Origin of the sequence: Psychrobacter sp. JCM 18903 (assembly GCF_000586475.1) — a bacterium.
Classification (GTDB): Bacteria; Pseudomonadota; Gammaproteobacteria; order Pseudomonadales; family Moraxellaceae; genus Psychrobacter.
This window is the reverse complement of sequence record NZ_BAWJ01000004.1, coordinates 78,233-98,591: the sequence shown is the minus strand read 5'-3', so window position 1 is coordinate 98,591 and position 20,359 is coordinate 78,233. Positions and strand designations below refer to the sequence as shown.

General features: G+C 41.6%; 17 protein-coding genes and 2 pseudogenes. 8 read left to right on the top strand and 11 right to left on the bottom strand.

The window, feature by feature from the left end:
* The first annotated feature begins 12 nt into the window (after positions 1-12).
* The 3 genes from TT12_RS04070 to TT12_RS04060 all read left to right on the top strand — a co-directional run bounded on the left by TT12_RS04070 (position 13) and on the right by TT12_RS04060 (position 2,580).
* Positions 13-1,125: a YqaJ viral recombinase family nuclease gene (locus tag TT12_RS04070; protein WP_201605860.1), complete on the top strand. Its 1,113-nt coding sequence runs from the start codon at positions 13-15 to the stop codon at positions 1,123-1,125.
* A gap of 107 nt (positions 1,126-1,232) precedes the next feature.
* Positions 1,233-2,144: a recombination directionality factor gene (locus TT12_RS04065; protein WP_045452408.1), complete on the top strand. Its 912-nt coding sequence runs from the start codon at positions 1,233-1,235 to the stop codon at positions 2,142-2,144.
* A 166-nt stretch (positions 2,145-2,310) separates the two neighbouring features.
* A complete protein-coding gene (locus TT12_RS04060; RefSeq protein WP_045452406.1) occupies positions 2,311-2,580 on the top strand; it encodes a helix-turn-helix transcriptional regulator in 270 nt (89 codons plus the stop codon).
* Positions 2,581-2,649: 69 nt separating this feature from the next.
* Here TT12_RS04060 and TT12_RS04055 read toward each other — a convergent pair whose 3' ends face one another.
* Complete coding sequence (locus TT12_RS04055; RefSeq protein ID WP_045452405.1) at positions 2,650-3,078, bottom strand: hypothetical protein; 429 nt, start codon at positions 3,076-3,078, stop codon at positions 2,650-2,652.
* 135 nt (positions 3,079-3,213) lie between these two features.
* On the bottom strand, positions 3,214-4,149 hold the full coding sequence (locus TT12_RS04050) for a LysR family transcriptional regulator (protein ID WP_045452403.1): 936 nt from the start codon (positions 4,147-4,149) through the stop codon (positions 3,214-3,216).
* Between the two features lie 162 nt (positions 4,150-4,311).
* Between TT12_RS04050 and TT12_RS04045 the strand changes: the two genes are divergently transcribed.
* From TT12_RS04045 to TT12_RS16540, 5 genes and pseudogenes are all read left to right on the top strand, one after another.
* Entirely contained in the window at positions 4,312-5,259 is a 948-nt protein-coding gene (locus TT12_RS04045; RefSeq protein ID WP_045452401.1) for a glutathione S-transferase family protein, read from the top strand.
* 21 nt (positions 5,260-5,280) lie between these two features.
* Entirely contained in the window at positions 5,281-6,099 is an 819-nt protein-coding gene (locus TT12_RS04040) for a DODA-type extradiol aromatic ring-opening family dioxygenase (RefSeq protein ID WP_045452399.1), read from the top strand.
* 97 nt (positions 6,100-6,196) lie between these two features.
* Positions 6,197-6,999, top strand: a pseudogene (locus TT12_RS04035) (SDR family NAD(P)-dependent oxidoreductase).
* A gap of 108 nt (positions 7,000-7,107) precedes the next feature.
* Positions 7,108-7,320 (top strand): DUF2218 domain-containing protein, encoded by a 213-nt coding sequence (locus tag TT12_RS16545; RefSeq protein ID WP_243443354.1) that lies wholly within the window; start codon positions 7,108-7,110, stop codon positions 7,318-7,320.
* Positions 7,321-7,354: 34 nt separating this feature from the next.
* Entirely contained in the window at positions 7,355-7,876 is a 522-nt protein-coding gene (locus TT12_RS16540) for a cytochrome b (RefSeq protein ID WP_045452398.1), read from the top strand.
* Between the two features lie 71 nt (positions 7,877-7,947).
* Here the strand turns inward: TT12_RS16540 and TT12_RS04020 are convergent, their stop codons facing one another.
* The 9 genes and pseudogenes from TT12_RS04020 to TT12_RS03980 form a co-directional block, all read right to left on the bottom strand.
* Complete coding sequence (locus TT12_RS04020) at positions 7,948-8,772, bottom strand: M48 family metallopeptidase (RefSeq protein WP_045452396.1); 825 nt, start codon at positions 8,770-8,772, stop codon at positions 7,948-7,950.
* Positions 8,773-8,800: 28 nt separating this feature from the next.
* Positions 8,801-12,112: a type I restriction endonuclease subunit R gene (locus TT12_RS04015; protein WP_045452395.1), complete on the bottom strand. Its 3,312-nt coding sequence runs from the start codon at positions 12,110-12,112 to the stop codon at positions 8,801-8,803.
* Between the two features lie 9 nt (positions 12,113-12,121).
* Positions 12,122-13,498: a KAP family P-loop NTPase fold protein gene (locus TT12_RS04010; RefSeq protein WP_201605858.1), complete on the bottom strand. Its 1,377-nt coding sequence runs from the start codon at positions 13,496-13,498 to the stop codon at positions 12,122-12,124.
* A 138-nt stretch (positions 13,499-13,636) separates the two neighbouring features.
* On the bottom strand, positions 13,637-14,629 hold the full coding sequence (locus tag TT12_RS04005; protein WP_045452393.1) for a restriction endonuclease: 993 nt from the start codon (positions 14,627-14,629) through the stop codon (positions 13,637-13,639).
* A gap of 79 nt (positions 14,630-14,708) precedes the next feature.
* Positions 14,709-15,389: a hypothetical protein gene (locus TT12_RS04000; protein WP_045452391.1), complete on the bottom strand. Its 681-nt coding sequence runs from the start codon at positions 15,387-15,389 to the stop codon at positions 14,709-14,711.
* A 793-nt stretch (positions 15,390-16,182) separates the two neighbouring features.
* Positions 16,183-16,577, bottom strand: a pseudogene (locus TT12_RS19025) (PD-(D/E)XK nuclease domain-containing protein).
* Positions 16,578-16,903: 326 nt separating this feature from the next.
* Positions 16,904-18,127 (bottom strand): restriction endonuclease subunit S, encoded by a 1,224-nt coding sequence (locus TT12_RS03990; RefSeq protein WP_201605857.1) that lies wholly within the window; start codon positions 18,125-18,127, stop codon positions 16,904-16,906.
* On the bottom strand, positions 18,117-19,643 hold the full coding sequence (locus tag TT12_RS03985; RefSeq protein WP_045452389.1) for a type I restriction-modification system subunit M: 1,527 nt from the start codon (positions 19,641-19,643) through the stop codon (positions 18,117-18,119). Before TT12_RS03985 ends, TT12_RS03990 begins: the two co-directional genes overlap by 11 nt.
* 62 nt (positions 19,644-19,705) lie before the next feature.
* Positions 19,706-20,179, bottom strand: coding sequence for a hypothetical protein (locus tag TT12_RS03980; RefSeq protein WP_045452387.1), 474 nt, complete (start codon positions 20,177-20,179; stop codon positions 19,706-19,708).
* Between the last annotated feature and the right edge of the window lie 180 nt (positions 20,180-20,359).

The following is a 20,359-nucleotide window of genomic DNA, read 5'->3' as shown; positions in this document are numbered from 1 at the left end:
AAGGAATTTGCCATGAACATGATCGCACTACACAGCACTACTCAGCCAAGACGCGCAAAGCGTTCAACTGTTAAAGCAAAAACAATGCGCATACCTTCAAACACGAAAGCCAACATTGAGCACCCAACGCCTTTGGTGCCATCGACTCAATCAACCAACGCTAAACGTCTTGTCAGTACCAAGGGCTTGAGCCGTGAAGACTGGTTAGCCGTTCGAAAGCAAGGTGTTGGTAGCTCTGATGCTGCCGCTGCATGTGGGATTCATCCGTACCTATCCATGCTTGAGCTATGGATGATTAAGACGGGACGCATGAGCTCAAACATTGATGAGAGTATTGAGGGTTATTCTCCATTGTACTGGGGTAATACGCTTGAACCAATGGTCGCTAAATACTACCAAGAGCATACAGGTAATAAAGTTCGTCGGGTAAATGCCGTCTTGCAACACGCCGACCCTGACAAGCACTTTATGCTAGCCAATTTAGATTATGCAGTAACAGGCAATGATGAGGTACAGATTTTAGAGTGTAAAACCGCTGGTGAACATGGTGCCAAGCTCTGGAAGCATGGCGTGCCGTTATACGTCACCTGCCAAGTGCAGCATCAGCTGGCGGTCACTGGTAAAACTGCGGCGCATATCTGTGTGCTACTTTGTGGACATGAAGCCAAGATATACAAGGTTGAGCGTGATGAGCGCTTGATTGAGTCCATCATGGAGCATGAGCGTCAGTTCTGGCAATACGTGCAGACCGACACCCCACCAACGCCTGATCATAGCGAGTCAGCTGCCAAAGCCTTAAAGCTGCTTTATCCAACGCCTAAGCCGTCAAGCAAGGTTGATCTACGAGATGACGATGGTGCCAATAAGTTATTTGAGCAACTGCTGAGTTATCGTGATTACATGCAAGAGCTAGAGAAGCGCCATGATCAGGTAAAGCATCAGCTGCAAACACTGATTGCAGCTGATGAAGTCGCTGTGTTTGAAAAAGGCGCTATTTCTTGGAAACGCTCGAAAGATAGTATCGGTCTTGATAGCAAGGCCGTTATCAAAGCGCATCCTGAGCTGTTGGCTAAATTTAGTAAAACCAAGCAAGGTAGTCGCCGCTTCGTCATTTTGAACGATTAAGCAGAAACCTACTACACTTAACCAAAACAAGCGCATAACTGCCCACCCTAATCGGTGGGCTTTTTTATGGCTAAACACATTTTATTAAAACTATAAGGAATATCATCATGATTAAAGGTCTAACCATAACCCCACCAGTTCTAGGTCGTATCAGTATTGGACGTGTCATTCAAAAAGATGGTAAGCGTTTGCCTGCTAAAGACGATCAATTCACCATTACCAGTCAAGTGCAGAACAAGGATGGCTGGATCAATCATCCACTAGATGAAAAGCTACGCGAGCACAGTAACGGTAAGCTGAGACACATACCGGTACGCATGTTGTTTAACGATCCTGAGCTAAACCTGCGAGCTGAGTACACCTTGTTCGATAGACAAACCGGACGGCCACTATGCGTGGGTGACGGTGAGCAGTGTCAACGCCGTACAAACAATGGCGTGGAAACACTGCCTTGCCCATCACCTGATCGTTGCCCATTAGCGCAAGGCGGTGCTTGTAAACCATATGGTCGCTTGTACGTTAATCTCAGTGAAGACGACGAGTTAGGCACGTTTATCTTTCGCACCACAGGCTTTAATAGTATTCGCACGCTTGCCGCACGGCTGAGCTACTTTGCTGCGGTGTCAGGTAATAAGCTGTCCTGCTTACCACTGCAATTAACCCTAAGAGGCAAAAGCACCACACAAAGCTATCGGACGCCAATTTACTTTGTCGATTTAACGCTGCGTGATGGTGTGACACTAAAGCAAGCAGTGCAAGATGCGCAGGCAATTGATGCGGAGCTTAGCGAACACGGCTTTGATCAAGCAGCGCTAGAAGAGGCTGCAAAACAGGGTTACGTCAATTCATCCTTTGAAATTGATAACGATGGCTTACTTGATGTGGCTGAAGAATTTTATCCCATGGAGACAGATGACGTAAGCAATAGCCAACAGGGGAGTTATCAGAACGGGTTAGCCACTCATAACGTGACTAGCATTGAGCAAGGGCTGCGGCAAAGCGTGACAGCTGTAAGCTAAAGAAATTGAGGAAGATATGCGGTATAAGAAGGAGCTGACTATTCAGCTCCTTTTTTTATTGATTGATTTAAGGCTAACCATTGGTCTGAATGGGATGCCGTAAAAAAATATGGGACTCGGTAACTGTATGAGAGGAAACACTCTCATTCACTTATAAGGAGCAATCATGGAAAACTTGAATATTAATGACCAAAACAACACCGCTAATCTCAGTGCATTATGCTTACCACGAATGTTGCCATTAAAAGAAGTAACGTACCATACAGGACTTAGCAGTACTACCATTTACGATATGCTAGACAAGAAATCTAAACGCTACGATCCTACTTTCCCTATTCAAGTAAAGCTATCAAAGGGACGTGTAGCATGGGTAGAAAGCGAAGTGGCTGCTTGGATTGAGAGTAAGATGCTGATCGGATTCACTGATCAAGGATAGAAAATAAGCCGCACTACGCGGCTTATTTTTTTGCTGTCCTTAACCGCACCTAGCTACGTTTAGCCACTTCTAGCTATCTGCAAGATACCAAGTTTGATCTTTAGAAGCCACTAGGCTATCACGGCACATTTTCTGTAATAGATTACGCACCTTGTTTTTACGCTGTTTATCATTTAGTACTTGCGGTAATTTATTAGTCAGCATCTTATCAAAGTCAGCTAGTCTACCCAGACGATAGTCTTGATGACCAATGGCATTACTTAATGCTTCACGGATGATATAGAGGTCGTACTGCTGCACCTCTTCAGGGAACAACGTACCAGCAGGCATGTAGCGGTAATTTAGATTGCGAATTTTGTTATACACCTCGTCCAAGGCTAACAAAAATGGTGGCGAAAAATGCTCATAGTCTTTTTCAATACCATCAACGCCCTTTAGAATCCAAGTGATATGTGCTTGCGCTGGACTTAAAAAATACGTGGATTCATAACGTCCCAATAAAATAATCGCTGTGTTAGTTTAGGGGATAGTTACAAGCGGATACTAACAGCAATATCTCAACCGCTGTAAAGTGTAGTAGCATAAAAAATAGCAAGCCGCATCTATCTTAGGAGAAGCTAGTTATCCAGTGCCTCACGTATTACTGAGCGACTGGCTTTTGGCTATAGACTCATCCCAATAAGGCGGCGCTCCATAATAGCCTTCCATAAAATCGATAAAACACCTGACTTTGTGCGGTAGTAGCTTTCTATGGGCGTAGACGGCATATAAACCTAAGCGTTTAGGTTCAAGTTCAGGCAATACTATCACCAGCTTGCCACTGCTAACTGCTTCACTGACAATAAATGTCGGCTGTAATACCAATCCTGCACCTTCAATAGCTCCTTCTACCAACACATCACCGTTATTACTAAGAAACTCACTACCTTGCTTGAGAATCTTCGCCTTTAATAATTGGTAGACCTCTTCCTTCGCGTCCATGTTCATATAGCTATAATGTAAATAGCGATGATTCTCTAAATCTTCAGGCTTATCGAGTGTGTCATGCTTTTTCAAATATTCAGGCGACGCACACAGAACCACACGAATAGGTGCCACTTCCTTCGCAATAAGTGATGAGCTTTTCAGTTGACCTATACGCAGTGCAATATCAAACCCTTCTTCAACAATATCGACTTTACGATCAGTCAATTGTAGATCGACTGTGACCAATGGATAACGGATCTGAAAGTCAGTGACTAATTTAGCCATATGTTTTAAAGCAAAAGATACTGGCGCACTTATGCGCAACACACCTTTAGGGTTTTGCTGCAAACCACTTAGTTGCGACTCCATATCATCCATACTCAATAAAATCTGCTGCGCATGACCAAAGTAATGACTACCAGCTTCGGTGAGGCTTACTTTACGGGTGGTACGATTCAGCAGACGATTATTTAGCTGCTCCTCCAACTTAGAGACATATTTGCTCACCAATTGAGGTGACAGTTGCAGAGTATTTGCCGCATTAGTGAAGCTGCCTTCGGTCACCACCGCTACAAAGGCACGCATCGCATCGATTCTATCCATATTTTGCCCTGTTTTTCTTTAACTATCGAAATTGAACAATAAAGCCATTATCAACGATATGTTGTTAATTAATCAATATCACCTATCTTACTCTTTTTTTATGTTGATGGTAAAGTAGGGTCATGCTTTTTAAAAGCAATCATCTGACTAGGAGTAAGTATTATGTTAATCAATGGCAATTGGACTGAAGACTGGCAACCGGTACAAGCAGAAGACGAACAAGGGCGTTTTATTCGTCAAACCTCATCGTTCCGTCATTGGATTACTGCTGATGGACAAGCAGGACCAACGGGTACTGGGGGCTTTAAAGCAGAAAAAGACCGCTATCATCTATACGTAGCGCTGATTTGCCCTTGGGCCTCACGTACCTTGATGGCACGTCAGTTAAAAGGTCTGCAAGATATAATCGATATTACCGTGGTCAATCCGCAGCTTGGCAATCAAGGCTGGCAGTTTGGTGGCTTTGACGGTGCTGACAGTGATCCTATTAATCATGCCCAATTTGCTCATCAACTTTATACCAAAGCAGACCCTCAATTTACCGGACGCGCGACTGTACCTGTGCTTTGGGACAAAAAAACCAATACTATCGTTAATAATGAGTCTGCTGATATCTTACGTATGCTAAATACCGCTTTTACAGAACTCGTGCCAAATTACGTTGACTTGTTTCCAAAAGAGCTTGCTGATGATATCGAAGCCCTAAACTTAGTTATCTATGAGAATTTAAACAACGGCGTATACAAAGCAGGATTTGCGACGACACAAGGGGCTTATGAAGAAGCTTATCAGCAAGTATTTGACACCTTAGATATGCTTGAGGCGCGCCTGAGTGATGGTCGTCATTATCTATTTGGTGAGCAGCTGACGGAAACAGATATTCGACTGTTTGTGACTTTAGTACGTTTTGATGCCGCTTATCACGGTCTATTTAAATGCAACCGTAACTTGATCAAAGATATGAGTTCTCTACATGCTTATATGCTACGAATCTTAGCGCTTGATGGCATTTCAGAGACGGTGAGTATCAAGCACATCAAAGCAGGCTATTACTCTATCAAAGCGTTAAATCCCAATGGAATCGTGCCCACAGGGCCTGAACATATTTAGCAAGATAAAGGAGTAAAGTTCATGAATAATGAATCAACCACAGTCAAGCAACCTGTATTGTTTATACCTCATGGTGCCGGGCCTTGTTTTTTTATGGATTGGCAACCAGCAGACACTTGGGATCAGATGGCTGACTTTTTAACTAATAGCTCAAATGGTTTGCCAGAGCGTCCCAAAGCTATTTTAATAGTCAGTGCCCATTGGCAAACGCGGGAGTTTAGTATTACTGCCAGCAAGCAGCCTGAGCTGATTTATGATTACTCTGGCTTCCCTGAGCATACGTATCAGCTGACTTATCCAGCAGCTGGTGCGCCAGTACTGGCTGAGCGGATTGGTCATTTGCTCATCGATGCTGGTTTAAGCAATAAGCAGGACAGTTCCAGAGGTTTTGATCATGGGGTGTTTATTCCACTGAAACTGATGTTCCCTGACGCCGATATTCCAGTAGTACAGCTATCTCTGCGTCATGATTTAGACCCAAAAGTACATCTAAGAGCGGGCCAAGCGCTTGCCTCACTACGTGATGAAGGCGTGTTGATCGTAGGCAGTGGTATGAGCTTTCATAATATGCGCGGCTATGGTGATTCGAGTTTTACCGCACCGTCAGTAATATTTGACGAGTGGCTAACGACAGCAGTTGCAGCTAATGCAGATGAGCGCTTTGCAGCGCTTGCTAATTGGCCAGAGGCACCTCATGCATTGGATTCTCATCTATTAGGTGCGGAGGAGCATTTGCTACCTTTAATGGTTGCCGTAGGGGCAGCAGGAACAGATAGAGGTAAGAAAACATATTCTCAGCAAGTCATGAAAACTCAGATTTCAGCCTTTCAGTTTGGCTAAATTTATTAATCTGATATTCATTTAATTCTTTATAAACTGATACTCACAAAGCAGCAAACATACATAGACAAAAATTATTTATAAACGGAGAAATATTATGAACATCGACCTTAATGGAAAAACAGCACTCGTCACAGGTTCAACTGCGGGTATTGGCCTCGCTATTGCAACAGGTCTTGCCAAAGCTGGCGCACAAGTCACTATCGTTGGTCGCGATCAAGCTGGCGTTGATGAGGCGATCAAACAGCTTCAACAAGCTGATGCTGTTAATGATGCCAATAATATAAAAGGCATTGTTGCTGATGCGGGGACGGCTGGTGGCTGTCAGACAATTATCAACACCTTGCCAGAAGTAGATATCTTAGTGAACAATCTAGGGATTTATGGCGCCACCCCTTTCTTTGATATTGATGACAATGCTTGGGAGGAGATGTTCCAAATTAATGTCATGAGCGGTGTCCGTCTGTCGCGGCATTATGCAAAAGCAATGAAGGAAAAAGGTTGGGGTCGTATTCAGTTTATCTCTAGTGAATCGGCATTGAATATCCCAGCTGAAATGGTGCACTACGGCGTGACTAAAGCAGCTATTCAAGCGTATCACGTGGTCTTGCCAAAGTGTTAGCGGGCAGCGGTGTGACAGTGAATAGTATTTTGCCAGGACCGACTCGAACCGAGGGCGCAAAAGCCATGATGCAAGAACTGGCGGATGAGCGCGGCGTCTCAGCGGAGGAGATGGAAGGCGTATTCTTAGATGAGAACCGTCCATCAACGCTACTTAAGCGTTTTGCAACCCCTGAAGAAATTGCCAACATGAGTGTCTATATTGCCTCAACACAAGCGAGCGCAACCACGGGTTCAGCACTACGGGTTGAAGGTGGTATTGTAGAAAGTATTGCTTAACGAGTTTTAGACGGTAAGTTTCTATCATTAATAATAAGGGTATTTAATTATGCTAACATCTAGCGCAACGATACAAACACAAAATCCGCAGCAAATAATGAATCGACTGTGCAAGCACTGGCACATAAGCTGCCCGTTACCCTAAGCTCAGATAAAGGTGAGATTGAGCTGCCCATGGGTGTCTGTCAGATGTATTGTACTGACTTACTGATAGTAACACTCAAAAGTGATACCGAGCAGTTGCCAAAATTACAGCAAGTTGTCAGTGATCATTTGCTACGTATGGCTGGCAAAGAGACGCTTGTTATCGAATGGGCTTAATTGAGCATCACAGCCAATACAAGAAGAAAAGGTTATGAATATTGATTCGAAAGAGCGCTATGGTCGCATTAGCAAATTTTTTCACTGGAGTATGACAGTATTAATCTTCTGGCAGTTACTTAAGTTCACTGACCGTATCAGCGACGGCGAGCATTGGATCGGTCAGACGTTAGTGCCTTGGCATGTTTCTATTGGTGTTCTATTGCTCGTATTAGTTGTCCTGAGACTGATGTGGGTCGCTTCGCAACGCCATCAACGTCCAGTACACGAGCCAACCACTGCCAAGCTGGTTATCGCTGGTCATGGTTTGCTTTACGCGTGTATGTTACTGCTGCCGCTAGCTGGAATCATGATAATGATTGGTGGAGGCTATGGCCTAACCGCATTCGGCTTTGATATCTTTGCTGAAGGTGAAAAGGTTGCTTGGGCGGCAACGCTGGGTCAACTGCATGCACCACTGGCTTGGATGCTGACAGCACTAATCATTGTCCACACTGCTATGGCTTTGTATCATCATTACATTAAAAAGGATAACACCTTAAAGCGGATGCTGTAGTGAAGCGCCTCGAGTATATCGGAGGCTGATACTTTTCCAAAAAACCATCTTAAACTATCTAGCTCCAAATTTTACTCATTCAAGTAAAACTCAGCCATCCCGTCGAGCCTAGCCTTCACCTCTTTCCAGTTCGGCATTACTTGCGTTAATAGGCGCCAAAAGTTCTCGCTATGATTATGCTCAGCTATATGACACAGCTCATGCAATATCACGTAATCAATGCACTCCTTTGGGGCTTTTATTAAATGAGGATTTAATATTAAATTGCCTTTAATTGAGCAGCTCCCCCATTGCTTTTTCATAGTCATTAATTTTATTGAAGGACTACTATCAACCCATGAGGCCTTATGCAGCAAGGCTTCAAGCCTCTCTCTAGAGATCGACCTAAATTTATTTTTATACCATTTGTCAATAAGGCTTTTTACGAGAGCGGCTCGTTCTTCATCGTCCAACCTAGAATCACTTTGAGACAATTCTACATTCAACTTACCGCGACTAAGCTTCACAGTACTGTTTATCACATCGTTAGCTTCTGCATCGGTTATCACTTTTAACACATAACGACGACCCAGATAAAACTGGGTTTCACCGCTAACATAACGCTTAGGTAATACATGATCTTGTTGCTTGGCAAAGTCCTGTAGGCTTTGCCATATCCAGCGAGCACGCTTCATCATCGCGTTATGTATTACTTCTTCGCTGGCATCGATAGGTGCGGTGGCAACCACACGCTGATCAGGATGTACTTTAATGACTACTTTTCGAGGCTTAGCCTTTTTAGCAATCAGCTTGTCGCTTTCAGGCTTATTTATCTTTTCTTTATAAGTTGCTTCTTTACGCACGACTTCATAATCAATCTTATCTTGACCATAATAAAATACGCCATTCTCAGTCATTACCTACTACCCTCTTGCTGCTCTTAGGCTACTTATCTCTTGAAAGTCCAAGACGGGTAATCTTTAGCACTTCCTCAATGAGCTGTTGCGCTTTATCGATACCCAAATCCATAAATAACATCGGCAGCAATTTGACACTAATAGCATTTTCAATTTCTGCTGGGTTAATAGAATACTCAGCCACTGCTGTCTTAACAATATTATCAATCTCAAAGGCGTAAGCAACTAGCTTGTCGTTATCTAACTCTTTATCTATCAAGAAATCAGTATCAAATAAGTGCTTAAACAGACCAAAATACGCCTGAGCATGTTTGTTTAATTTGCCGCTATTATCGATAAACTCATTTGGTACATCGGCGACATCACGGTCTTTGACAGCTTGCTCAAAATCAGCAAACATCATGTACTGCTTCACTGGTGCATCGAACATGGCTTTGGCATCCGCAATCGCTTGCTTAAGCAATTTAGAAAAATACTCTTGGGCATAAGGGTCATCAGCCAAATCCTGCTCAATCATCTTGGTCACCCGACCAGTGATTTTATCCGTTTGGTTACGGGCTTCATCATCGCTTAATTCTTCAGGCTTAACATCTTTACCTAAGTTGCCAACCAAGTATGCACCTTTTGCCTCACGAACCTCAAGTCCAGCGATATGCTTATCAAGCAAGCTTCGAATATCCGCTTCATACTCATCGTAATCGATGGTTTCATCAGCATCCTCGCGCACTTGCTTACGTAGATTAACAAAGGCTTTTAGATCGGCTTTGTAGCGATCACGCTTACTATCGAATGACTTATCTTCAAAGAAAGACGCCGATTGCAACGCAATTTTCATGGCGTTAGAAAACTCTGTCAAAGCTGCATAAAAATCATCACGCTCTTTAAGCTTGGTATCGACTACTCTGCCATCGATTTCCTGCATTTTTGGTGCAAGCACCTGTCTTAACGCTTGCCCATCCTGCTTATTCTTCACCGAAGAGAATATTGCCCACAGTTCGCTATGCAGTCTGGGTAGCTGCTTATACTCAGTATCCATCGCGTTATATAGACCTTTAAGGTCTTCGATATCGAAGCCACCTTGTGTACGCTCGGCTAAGTCTTGGTATTTCTCAATGGTGATATCCAGCTCTTTTAAGATGCCACGATAATCAATCAGATAACCAAAACGCTTTTTCTCATGCAAGCGGTTTACCCGTGCAATCGCCTGAATGAGGTTGTGCTGCTTTAAAGGCTTATCGATATATAGCACGGTGTTTTTTGGCTCATCAAAGCCCGTTAATAGCTTATCAACGACAATCATAATGTCAGGGCCATCATCTTGACTAAAGGCCTTTATGATAGCTTTGGTATAGGCTTTTTCATCACCGCCATACTCTTTGGCGACATTGGCTTGCCACCAATTCTGAACAATGTCTTTTGATTCGCCATCGACAGTGTCATGCCCTTCACGGGTATCAGGTGGCGACATAGCGACCACTGAGGTCACTTTGCCAATCTTATCTAAGGCCATTTTATAGCGGATAGCAGAGGCTTTAGAGTCACAAGCCAACTGACCCTTTAGGTGCTGCTGTTTAAAGTTCTGGAAATGATCAGAGATGTCATGAGCGATCAGCTCAATACGACCTTCAACCTGATAGATTTGACCTTTTTGTGAGAACTTACGTTTAAGATCAGTTTTTTGATCATCGGTAAGCTTTTGGGTAATACGGTCAAACCAAGCATCAATAGCTTGGTCATTGGTATTGAGCTCAGGGATACGCTCTTCGTATAACAGTGGGGTAACGGTTTTGTCTTTGACCGCTTGCTGCATGGTATAAGAGTGAATGATGCTACCGAATTTGTTTTCGGTCTTGTCATCTTTCAGTAACGGCGTACCTGTAAAGGCAATAAAAGCGGCGTTTGGCAACGCTTGGCTCATGCGAATATTGTTCTCACCGTTTTGGCTACGGTGACCTTCATCGACCATGACAATGATATTTGGGCTGTCGTTATAGCACTCATCATACTTAACCGCTGAGCCAAACTTATTAATAATAGAGAAGATAACGCGCTCGTTACCGTGACCGATTTGTTGTGCTAGACGGCGACCAGAGGTAGCCATCGCATCCGTTTTGTCGCGATCACTGAGCACGCCACCCGAAGCAAAGGTTTGGCTGAGCTGGGTTTCTAGATCAACACGATCCGTGACGACGATGACTCGGCACTTCGCAAGCTCTTCTAACCAAATAAGCGCCTTAGAGAAGAACACCATCGTAAAGGATTTACCACTACCAGTAGTATGCCAAATCACCCCACCTTGCCGACTACCCTGCTTGTGATTAGAAGTATCGAAACTGCTGATACGTTTAATCAGGGCTTTGATACCAAAGACTTGCTGATAACGGGCAACAATTTTGCCCGCCTTCTTATCAAACAAGGTGAACATACGCGTCATCTCAAGCAAACGCTCAGGCTGCAATAAGCTGATTATTAAGCGGTCTTGATCAGTAACGACTAACTCACCACCATCTACTAAAGATAAATAGTTTTGTTTTGCAGAAGCAGGACGATGACCAAATAGACGACTTAGCTGCTCATCACTGAGCTTTTGGTTTTTTAGACGGTGGAACTCAGGCTCTTGGATCTCTTCTTCGATCCATTTTGCCCAAAACTTCTCAGGCGTACCGCAAGTCCCATACAGCCCGTCATGACCATTTACCGCTAGCAATAATTGGCTATAGGCAAATAGATGTGGGATTTGTTTTTGACCTTGATTACGAATGTGCTGCGAGACAGCTTGCGCATTCGTCGATTGCCCTACCTTACTGGCGTCAGGACGTTTGGCTTCAATCACTGTCAGCGGTAGACCGTTCACAAAGCAGACGATATCAGGAATGATGTTGCCTGTACCCTCGGCATTCTGTACTACAAACTCTTCGGTAAAGTGAAAGGCGTTATTATTGATATTATTCCAATCTATCAAAGCAATGGTTTGCGAAGTCTTTTTGCCGTCGATAAACTCAGTCACCGTCACGCCATAGAGCATGGCGTTATACAGCTGCTCATTTGCTGTCTGCAAGCCTAAGTTCATGGCGGGATTTAGCTCGTGCATGATTTTATCAATGGCGCTGTCTGATAAAGGATGTAGCTTGCCCTCAAAAATAAAAGTCTGTTTGGATAAAAACGTATGCATAATCGGCAATAGCACCACTTGGTCAGTGGCCTTATTTGAGACAGTCTTTGAGCGCATGGTAATGCATTGGTTGGGCGGAATAAACTCATAGCCCAGTGTAGTGAGTAAGGTTAAGGCAGGAATTTTTGAGCTAAATTCTTCTGCAAAATTAATGGCTGATGTCATCATGTACTCCTATTAGCCAAAAGCCATTATATTTGCTGTTTCTAATATTAGTTTTATCGCTCTACCTTTATATGGCGTGCCATCCATAAACCTATCCATATATAAAGCCCATTCTTCTAGCTTGTCGTCACTTGGTGTATAATTTTCTGTATTCTGGGTGCAATCTCTTGCAAGAACCACCATCATCACTTCAAAAGCTTCGGGCCTAACGATATATTGATGACTGAGACTTCCATCATTAATGACTGGAATCTCTTTTACTCCTAGAAAATCACCTAATAAACTAGCATCAATGTGTTCGTGTTTAATTCTGCTTAAGATTGAAGGTCGAAAGCAAACTAACATCACAGCAATCAGTCGTAGCAAGACGTAACCAAAGTACATCCTTTCAGAAAATGTCTCTGAATTAGAAAGATTCTGTACAATTTGTATATGCAAAATTAGTGTTTCTATTTCTCTAAGAGAGAGATTTTGATGTTTAACCAGATGTTCGATCGCTTTTCTAAAATGTTCTTTTCCTAAAAGCTCATTAGGTAAGCACTCTTTATCTCTTGCTAGTTTAAAAAAGTGATCAGTAGCTGCTAACACAGGATAGTTCAAATCCCTAATAGAATGTGCAGACAATTCAAACCTAAACTTTATAAATTTATCTAAGTAACGTTGTGCATCAACCGCCTGACCATAGCAATGGTTTATAGAAGCTCTCAACTGCTGAGTATTAGTAACAAGTACGAAGCTAACACCTTCAACATCAAAGGTATGTTTGATTATCTCGAGCATGTCGACTGCAAAATTTGGTCTACATCGATCAAGTTCGTCGATAAATATAATAATAGGATCTTGGGATGCGATAGCAGTTAGAGCAGTTTGTAACGTCTGTAAACTCTTTTCTGCCTCCACATGGTCTTTTAGTATGAGCTCTGCCGTTTTATCTATTGAGTCATCAGCTGCTTTTTGAATTACTTCATCAAAATCATTTGCAAGATCAGCAAAGTCTTGTCTCAGAATATGAGAAACACCAGCTTTAGCGACTGTTTTAATGGTATAGCGTACAGCTGGCAATACTCTATTTATAAAAGCTTTTCTGCGTGGACCTTCAGGTAATATTTTAATAATTTCTGCTAGTACGGTCATTAAAGGCTCATCAACGTGATCAGCTTTAAAAGCATCGATATAAATTATATTGTGCGTACTGCCTTCTTTCATCAGATTGATCAGTTTATGGCAAAACTCAGTTTTTCCTGTTCCCCAACTACCATCGATAACCATTGGTGAAATATCTATATCAGATTTTAAAAGCTTGATAGCTTTCTCAGCAATGCTTTTACGCTGAAACTCATCACGCCCACCTTGCCCACCGAATGTTTTTGCCGTAATGTCCATATCCATTTCACTGTTCCTTTGATTGAACTTAATAAATTATTATTAGAAGTTAACATTAGCGACTGACATCTGTACGATCACTCGATATCTATGGATACTTATGACGGTTTATACAACCTATGTCGCACATACCTTTCATCTTTGTTATAGCAACGTAGGCAAGCTCGATATCCCGAGTGATGAGAGACTGTCATCTGATAACAGATTAAGGTTATCGTATATCCAGTTGACGAAATCAGCTCCTGCTAATACAGTAACATTGTGCAAATCTGCAAAATCATTATTTTTAAAGTCGGCAGTGGTAATCAGAACTTTATCGATTTGGGAGTAATCATCTTCATTGACCTCATACTCTGCAACTTGCTTTATACCATGATTCCCTGTTGTACCATCATGGTGCTTAACTTGAATAAAAATGCCTTCCTTCTTTTCTGAGAATTCTGAAAAACGTGTCGCAATGACATCGACATCTTGTATGCCCGATTTCTCATTTTTCGCAGGTATACGTGCAGTGTAGTTTTTAGCTTCTAAAATTTCTTTAATAAGGTGTTCAAGACCAATGCCACCAGACTGAAGGTTTATATCTTTATTACTGCGCAATCTAGATAGTAGATCAACTTTAAAATTCTCAGTATTTTGCTGTATTTTAAGTTCTTGTTCATTATTCCATGTATATAGCTTGTCGTTCTTAATCGACTCTATATGCTTATATAACTCATCCGAAAACTCATTCAAATCACAAACAGTCATGCGTATTTTAAGTCTGTTTTGCAGAGCAGTTGATAAGTTACCTCTAGGGATAAAGTAACCATCCTTATGCTTTAGATATCTGACAGATATTCTATTCTCCCCATACTGAATGCCTTCGGTAACAGGTTGATAACTTTTCTCACCAATTATTTCCGCAACAGCAACTGCTCCAGAAAAAGGAACAATCACATAGTCACCTTGCTTAAGATTAAAATAGCGTTTTATTTGATTGGTTTGTCGCCCTCTACCGATACCTTTGAATCCTTGGTCAATTAAATCTTTGACAGTCTCAAATTGAGAAAAATTAACGCTCGCCCAACCATAGCCAATCTGATTATTTTTAATAAGCTTAGGACTTCTGACCATCACAAAATTAACTTGAGCCATTTACCAATTTCCTTTTAGGTGAGATATAAAAACCAACTATATTCTATATGTATATTAGTATTGCCTAAGAAATGTGAAGCTAGTTACGACATTTTTTATAAAGTGATGAGTTGTCATTCCAATCAGCTTTGACACGTACACTTTTATCCGGTAAATATTTATAATTTATCGTGTGTATAACTGGGTCAGCTTCATAATAAAAAGCACCTGTGACATTCAACTCATTTGAAGATGTAGGATCTACTCTAATAACTTTAAATCGCTGAGTACCATTTGAAGAACCTTTGCTATCACTTAAAAATGCTGGCTCACGAATTGCTTTAGGGAGATCGCAGTCTCCCCAAGAGCCTTGGTACTTTTTAGGAACAATGCTGGACTGCTTTGAATAGACATAAGAGCCGTTAAACGCCCTTTCAGTAGACGTACAGTTGCTTAAGTTCTTTAACTGAATTTCATTGGGTGAAAATCTCGCTTCAACTTGGCAACCTAAGTTAGACTGATAGTCTAGATAACCACTCTCTGGTACTGTAAAAACAACAGTGCTATTGTCTTGGATGGGTTTAGCTTTGCTAGCGACAACAAAGCTAGAGTCGCCAATCATATTAGCAAGGAACAGCTCGTAGTGTTTAGCACCCTCATATTCAAAACTGCTTAGGTGTACTTTTTTATTGGTGCCGCTGACATAGACACCTTCTACTACAGGGGCAGCCATAGCCGTTAAAGGTAGTATAAAAAATAGGACTAAAGCTTGTTTTAACATTAAGTGACGCCTTTTTAGATTCAGTTTTCTTGATAGTAGTTCAATGGTTCGTACAACGCACCTCTACTCTTCTTTCCAATCCAGACATAGCGTTTGTTCGGTCTTATCGATTGTAACTGATACTGTCATAAAAAAGACAACAAAAAACCGCCAAGGTTGCGCGTTACCCAAAGGGCGTAGCAGCGTGACGGTTATGTTGAATACAGACTAATAAATAATTGCTATCATTTCAATATTTACTAACTCTTGACTGCGGTTGGGTCGAATGCCTATAATTGCCATATGCTAATGCTTTTGTATAATTTATTAGCAAACGACTTCTCTAGTGGTTGGGTTTACACTTAGTGCTCTCTTACTGATTCCCATGGATCTATCCTTTGACCTACAAGTCAAAGTGTTGTTTTCTGTACTTAGAACGTATAGATACTTAAAAAGGAGAAAAGGCGATGAATAAGTTGAAAAATTACGTAAGTTGGAGCGCGGTATACTGGGAGTGCAGCTGCAAGTAAGCACTAGTGCCAACCCGTTGTGGAGAGTAGTACCGTAGGTGCAATTCCTTAGCTCCCTCCAAATTCAAAACCGCCTAAATTAGGCGGTTTTTCTATTCTGTAATTCAGTGATGTTTTAAGGCATCTAACCACGTAACAAGTTGCGTAGAGTCAGTTCAGTATACCTAACTAAGAAATTATAAAAATTGAAAGTAAACGTATTAAATTTTTCGCAATTTCTTACGACTTTGGACGAATAAAGACCGACACAGGAATACCATTCGTGTCTTTACTCAAGTCGTTCTCTATACCTTTAGGATTAGCGATAAACCCTTCGGATCGTAAACGAAACAAATAATCCGTTTGCAGTCTGGATGTACTTGATATCTTTGTGAGTCAACAATGAGTTGCTCTCCCACTTGTTTTGCTCTAAGGCTGAACGGCTTTTCTTAAGTTCGATGATAATCTGTTCATTCTTCAATAAGAAATCAGTTCTTGAGGCTGCACCTGCATAGCTTGGTGTATACTCTTCAGGTCGAACATCATCAAAATATAGTTTCAATAAGGCATGAAATAAGTCTTGTACGTCGTATTCATCATTTATATTGAGAGTACTCCTATTGCTATACCTATGACTTAGCTGTCGACATACTTGGTGAAACCGATTAATAATAAGTTCGACGTTTTCATTAGCATTCATGACAACATTTAGATTTTTGTCAGCTTCATTCCAATATTCCTCTATCTCATCAATCATAGATTCTAAGAATGTAATTGAAGAACCTAGAATTTCATCACTACTCTGAAAGCCTAGTAGTAAGTCCTCTTCACTAATACTTGAAAGAGAGTAGTTCAAATTTTCAAATTCTTTTATATGATGAGAGTCAATACCAAATATATTCCTAATGGCAGCGTCCGCATCTCTTTTCCACTTGACTATTGGTTGAGAATTACCTGTCTTAAAATCAAGTGCATTAGCTCTATCAACAAGGGAACTCAATTTAGAAATTGCGTTAGACTTGTTCATCACGCAACCTCCCCATCAACTACCACCCGCTTCTTACCCGTCAACAATACCTGCATCAGCGCCTTTTTCTCTTGCTGCAAATCAGCTAATTGCTGCTCAAGCAATTCAATCTCTTTATCGGCATTGGTTAATACGGTGGCGATTTTTTGTTGTTCTTTTTGAGTTGGAAGACTAACAACTAAGTTACGTAAAACACCTAAAGCAACAAATTTTTGTGTGCCACCAGCATTTAGGCGATAGATCTGCTTATCTATATCATGACTTGATAAATAATATATCAAGAAACTATTTAGCAAGATCCCTGTTTCTTTTATCAAAGCCACATTTTTGATTGCATAATTAGATGACTTAACTCGAACTGGGTTACCTATTGTCCCTATCATTCCAAACAAAATGTCACCATTATTTACGTTTGAACGTTTATTGATTTGAAGGTAATCCTCTTCTGAAATCAATTTAACATTTGATAAATCTAATCTGCCTGAAGATAGTAAATTCTTTGAGGTAATTAAAGGATAACCTACATCTATAAACTCAGGACTGTCATGGGTTCCATCTCTAACATCAGAAACATCACCTAACTTAACCTCTTCCCACTCACCCTCAAACCTTTTACCCGACTCATCAAGCAAGCGCTTTTTACCCGTCAGCAACTGCTGCATCAAGGCTTTTTTCTGCTGGGTGCTATTCTCAATCAAACGCTCAGTCGCGCCAATCGCTTTATCCCAAGTAGATAGAATTTTGGCGATTTTTTGTTGTTCTGGGAAAGGTGGGACTGGCACTTTTAGTGATCTTAATACAGTTAGATTAAGAGCTGATTGAGAACTTCCAGAGGAAGAAATACCAAATCTATTTTTAGCTATATCTGAATGTAGGTAATGAACAAGGAACTCGAAACTCTTCGTACGTATACGACCTAAATTTCTATGTATATTAGCGTTATTTAATTGTTTTGGAACTATTCCAATCCGACCGACCGTACCAACTAATGATATTAAAATATCATTAGTCTTTATTCTTGAACGTCTATATTGTTCATCGAGTTCAGGTGAGATATGGTGAAGACATTGCGGTTCACTCAAATCTGATAACAGATCCTTTATTTGAAGAAGAGGTATACCATCAGCGAAGTAATCTCCAGGCTTCAAAACTCCATACGTTATAGGAGCACTAGGCTCACACAACGATTCTAAAGTTGAATACTCCCAATCCTTAGGCACCATAACCCAACTCCTTTAAAAACCCTGCCATCTCAGTCTCTAATTTATCCAATTCAGCTTTTAATTCAAGACGCTCAGTACGCACCGCGTCCAGATCAATCTCAGCTTCTTCCTCAAAGGTATCGACATAGCGTGGTATATTTAGGTTAAAGTCATTTTCTTTAATTTCATCAAAGCTGGCTAGATACGCATATTTATCAACGCTTTCCCGCGCTTTATACGTCTCAATGACTTTAGCAATATTGTCCTCAGTGAGCTGGTTTTGGTTTTTACCTGATTTAAATTCATTGCTGGCATCGATAAACAGCACTTTGTCATCAGTTTTGTTCTTTTTAAACAGCAAAATAGCGGCTGGAATACCCGTACCAAAGAACAGCTTTTCTGGTAAGCCAATCACCGTATCAAGCAGGTTTTCTTCAATGAGCTGCTGACGGATTTTGCCTTCGCTTGACGCACGGAACAGCACGCCATGCGGCACGACCACACCCATACGCCCAGTCGCAGGTTTCAGCGTTTCGATCATATGACTGATAAAGGCATAGTCGCCCTTGGTCTTGGGCGGTACACCGCGATGAAAGCGACCATAGGGATCGCTGCTGGCATCTTCATGACCCCATTTATCTAATGAAAACGGCGGGTTGGCGGTCACCACATCGAACTGTAATAAGTGCTTGCCGTCCTTGTCGAGTAGCAGCGGATTACGGATTGTATCGCCCCACTCGATACGGTGGTTGTCCTCACCGTGTAGGAACATATTCATCTTGGCCAGTGCCCATGTCGAGCCAATGGCTTCTTGACCGTATAGCGCATACTTCTTAGAACTTGAGTTTTTGCGTACCATTGCCCCGCACTTGATAAGTAGTGACCCTGAACCGCAAGCAGGATCACAGATTTGATCACCCTCAACAGGTTCAAGGATAGTCGCTAGCAAGTTAGACACTTCCGGTGGCGTATAGAACTCGCCAGCCGTCGCCCCACTACTGGCAGCAAAATGCTTGATTAAAAACTCATAGGCATTACCAATCACATCGAGGCTACCGACACGCTCAACGCTTAGATTAAGGATGTCTTTGCCAAAATCTTCTAACAGATGGCGTAATAGCTCATTCTTTTGCTTTTCTTGACCGAGTTTATCGGTGTTAAAGCTGATGTCTTGGAAGACGTTTTTGAGCTTGGTGCCGTTGGCTTCTTCGATAGCGTGTAGCGCCTCATCGATGCGCTGACCGTTACCCGGCTGATGACGCTGCTCGTATAAGTCCCAAAAGCTGGCACCTTCAGGCAATACAAAACGCTGCTTGGACATCATGGCATGGATCAGTTCGGGGTTGTCGCCAAACTGCTCGACCAGCTTGTTGTATTCATCTCTATAGACGTCTGATAAATACTTTAGGAACAGCATGGTTAAGATAAAGTCTTTATACGTATCGGCGCTGATGACCCCACGAAAAGTATCGCAGGCGTTCCATACGGCTTTGTTGATGTCGTCTTGATTGATTTTGCTGGTCTGTTTATCAGGCATTACTAGAATTTCCTTAGGCGGATATGTACTGTCAAATAGTTTTTATAGCTGGTTGATTTAGTTTATGGCGCAAGCGCAGAAGCGCAACTAGCATTGTTAATAGTTACGTTAACTATAGGTCTATAATCTACATCCATATAGGAGTAAACCAAGGTAAAGTTATTCGCTATCATAAATTGCTCAGGTAGAAAAGAATCTTCACAGACTTCACGAATATTTTGTTTTGATGATAGATTTTTCTTCAAATCTATTCTCTCTGCTGCATCAAAAGGAATAGTATAGCGATAAATAAAATTGCCGTAATAAGGGGTCATCATTATGCCAGTTACTTCAATCAAACGATTGAAATTCATTGGTAATGATTTCGCATGAGTGTCTGTCACTATAGTAAAGAAGGTAGTTGCTAAATCGATGTCTGTATAGACATAATTATGATCAACGATACCTGACTCTTTCAAGCCTTCATCTATCTCAGTCTCTGCAAACGCTACCCCTGCTACTGTCATACTTAATAATATTATGAATAATTTTTTCATGGTCCTTTACCTATTATTGGTTGTACCGACTTTTATTAACTGGTTTCGATAATGATAGCAATGTCTAAGAGAATTGGCAGATGTCATTGCTGAAAAATTCGATTATATCAATTGCATAAGGGTACTAAACATTATCGCACAGTGGATTAATAATATAGTTGAGGTCAACTTTCATTTGAT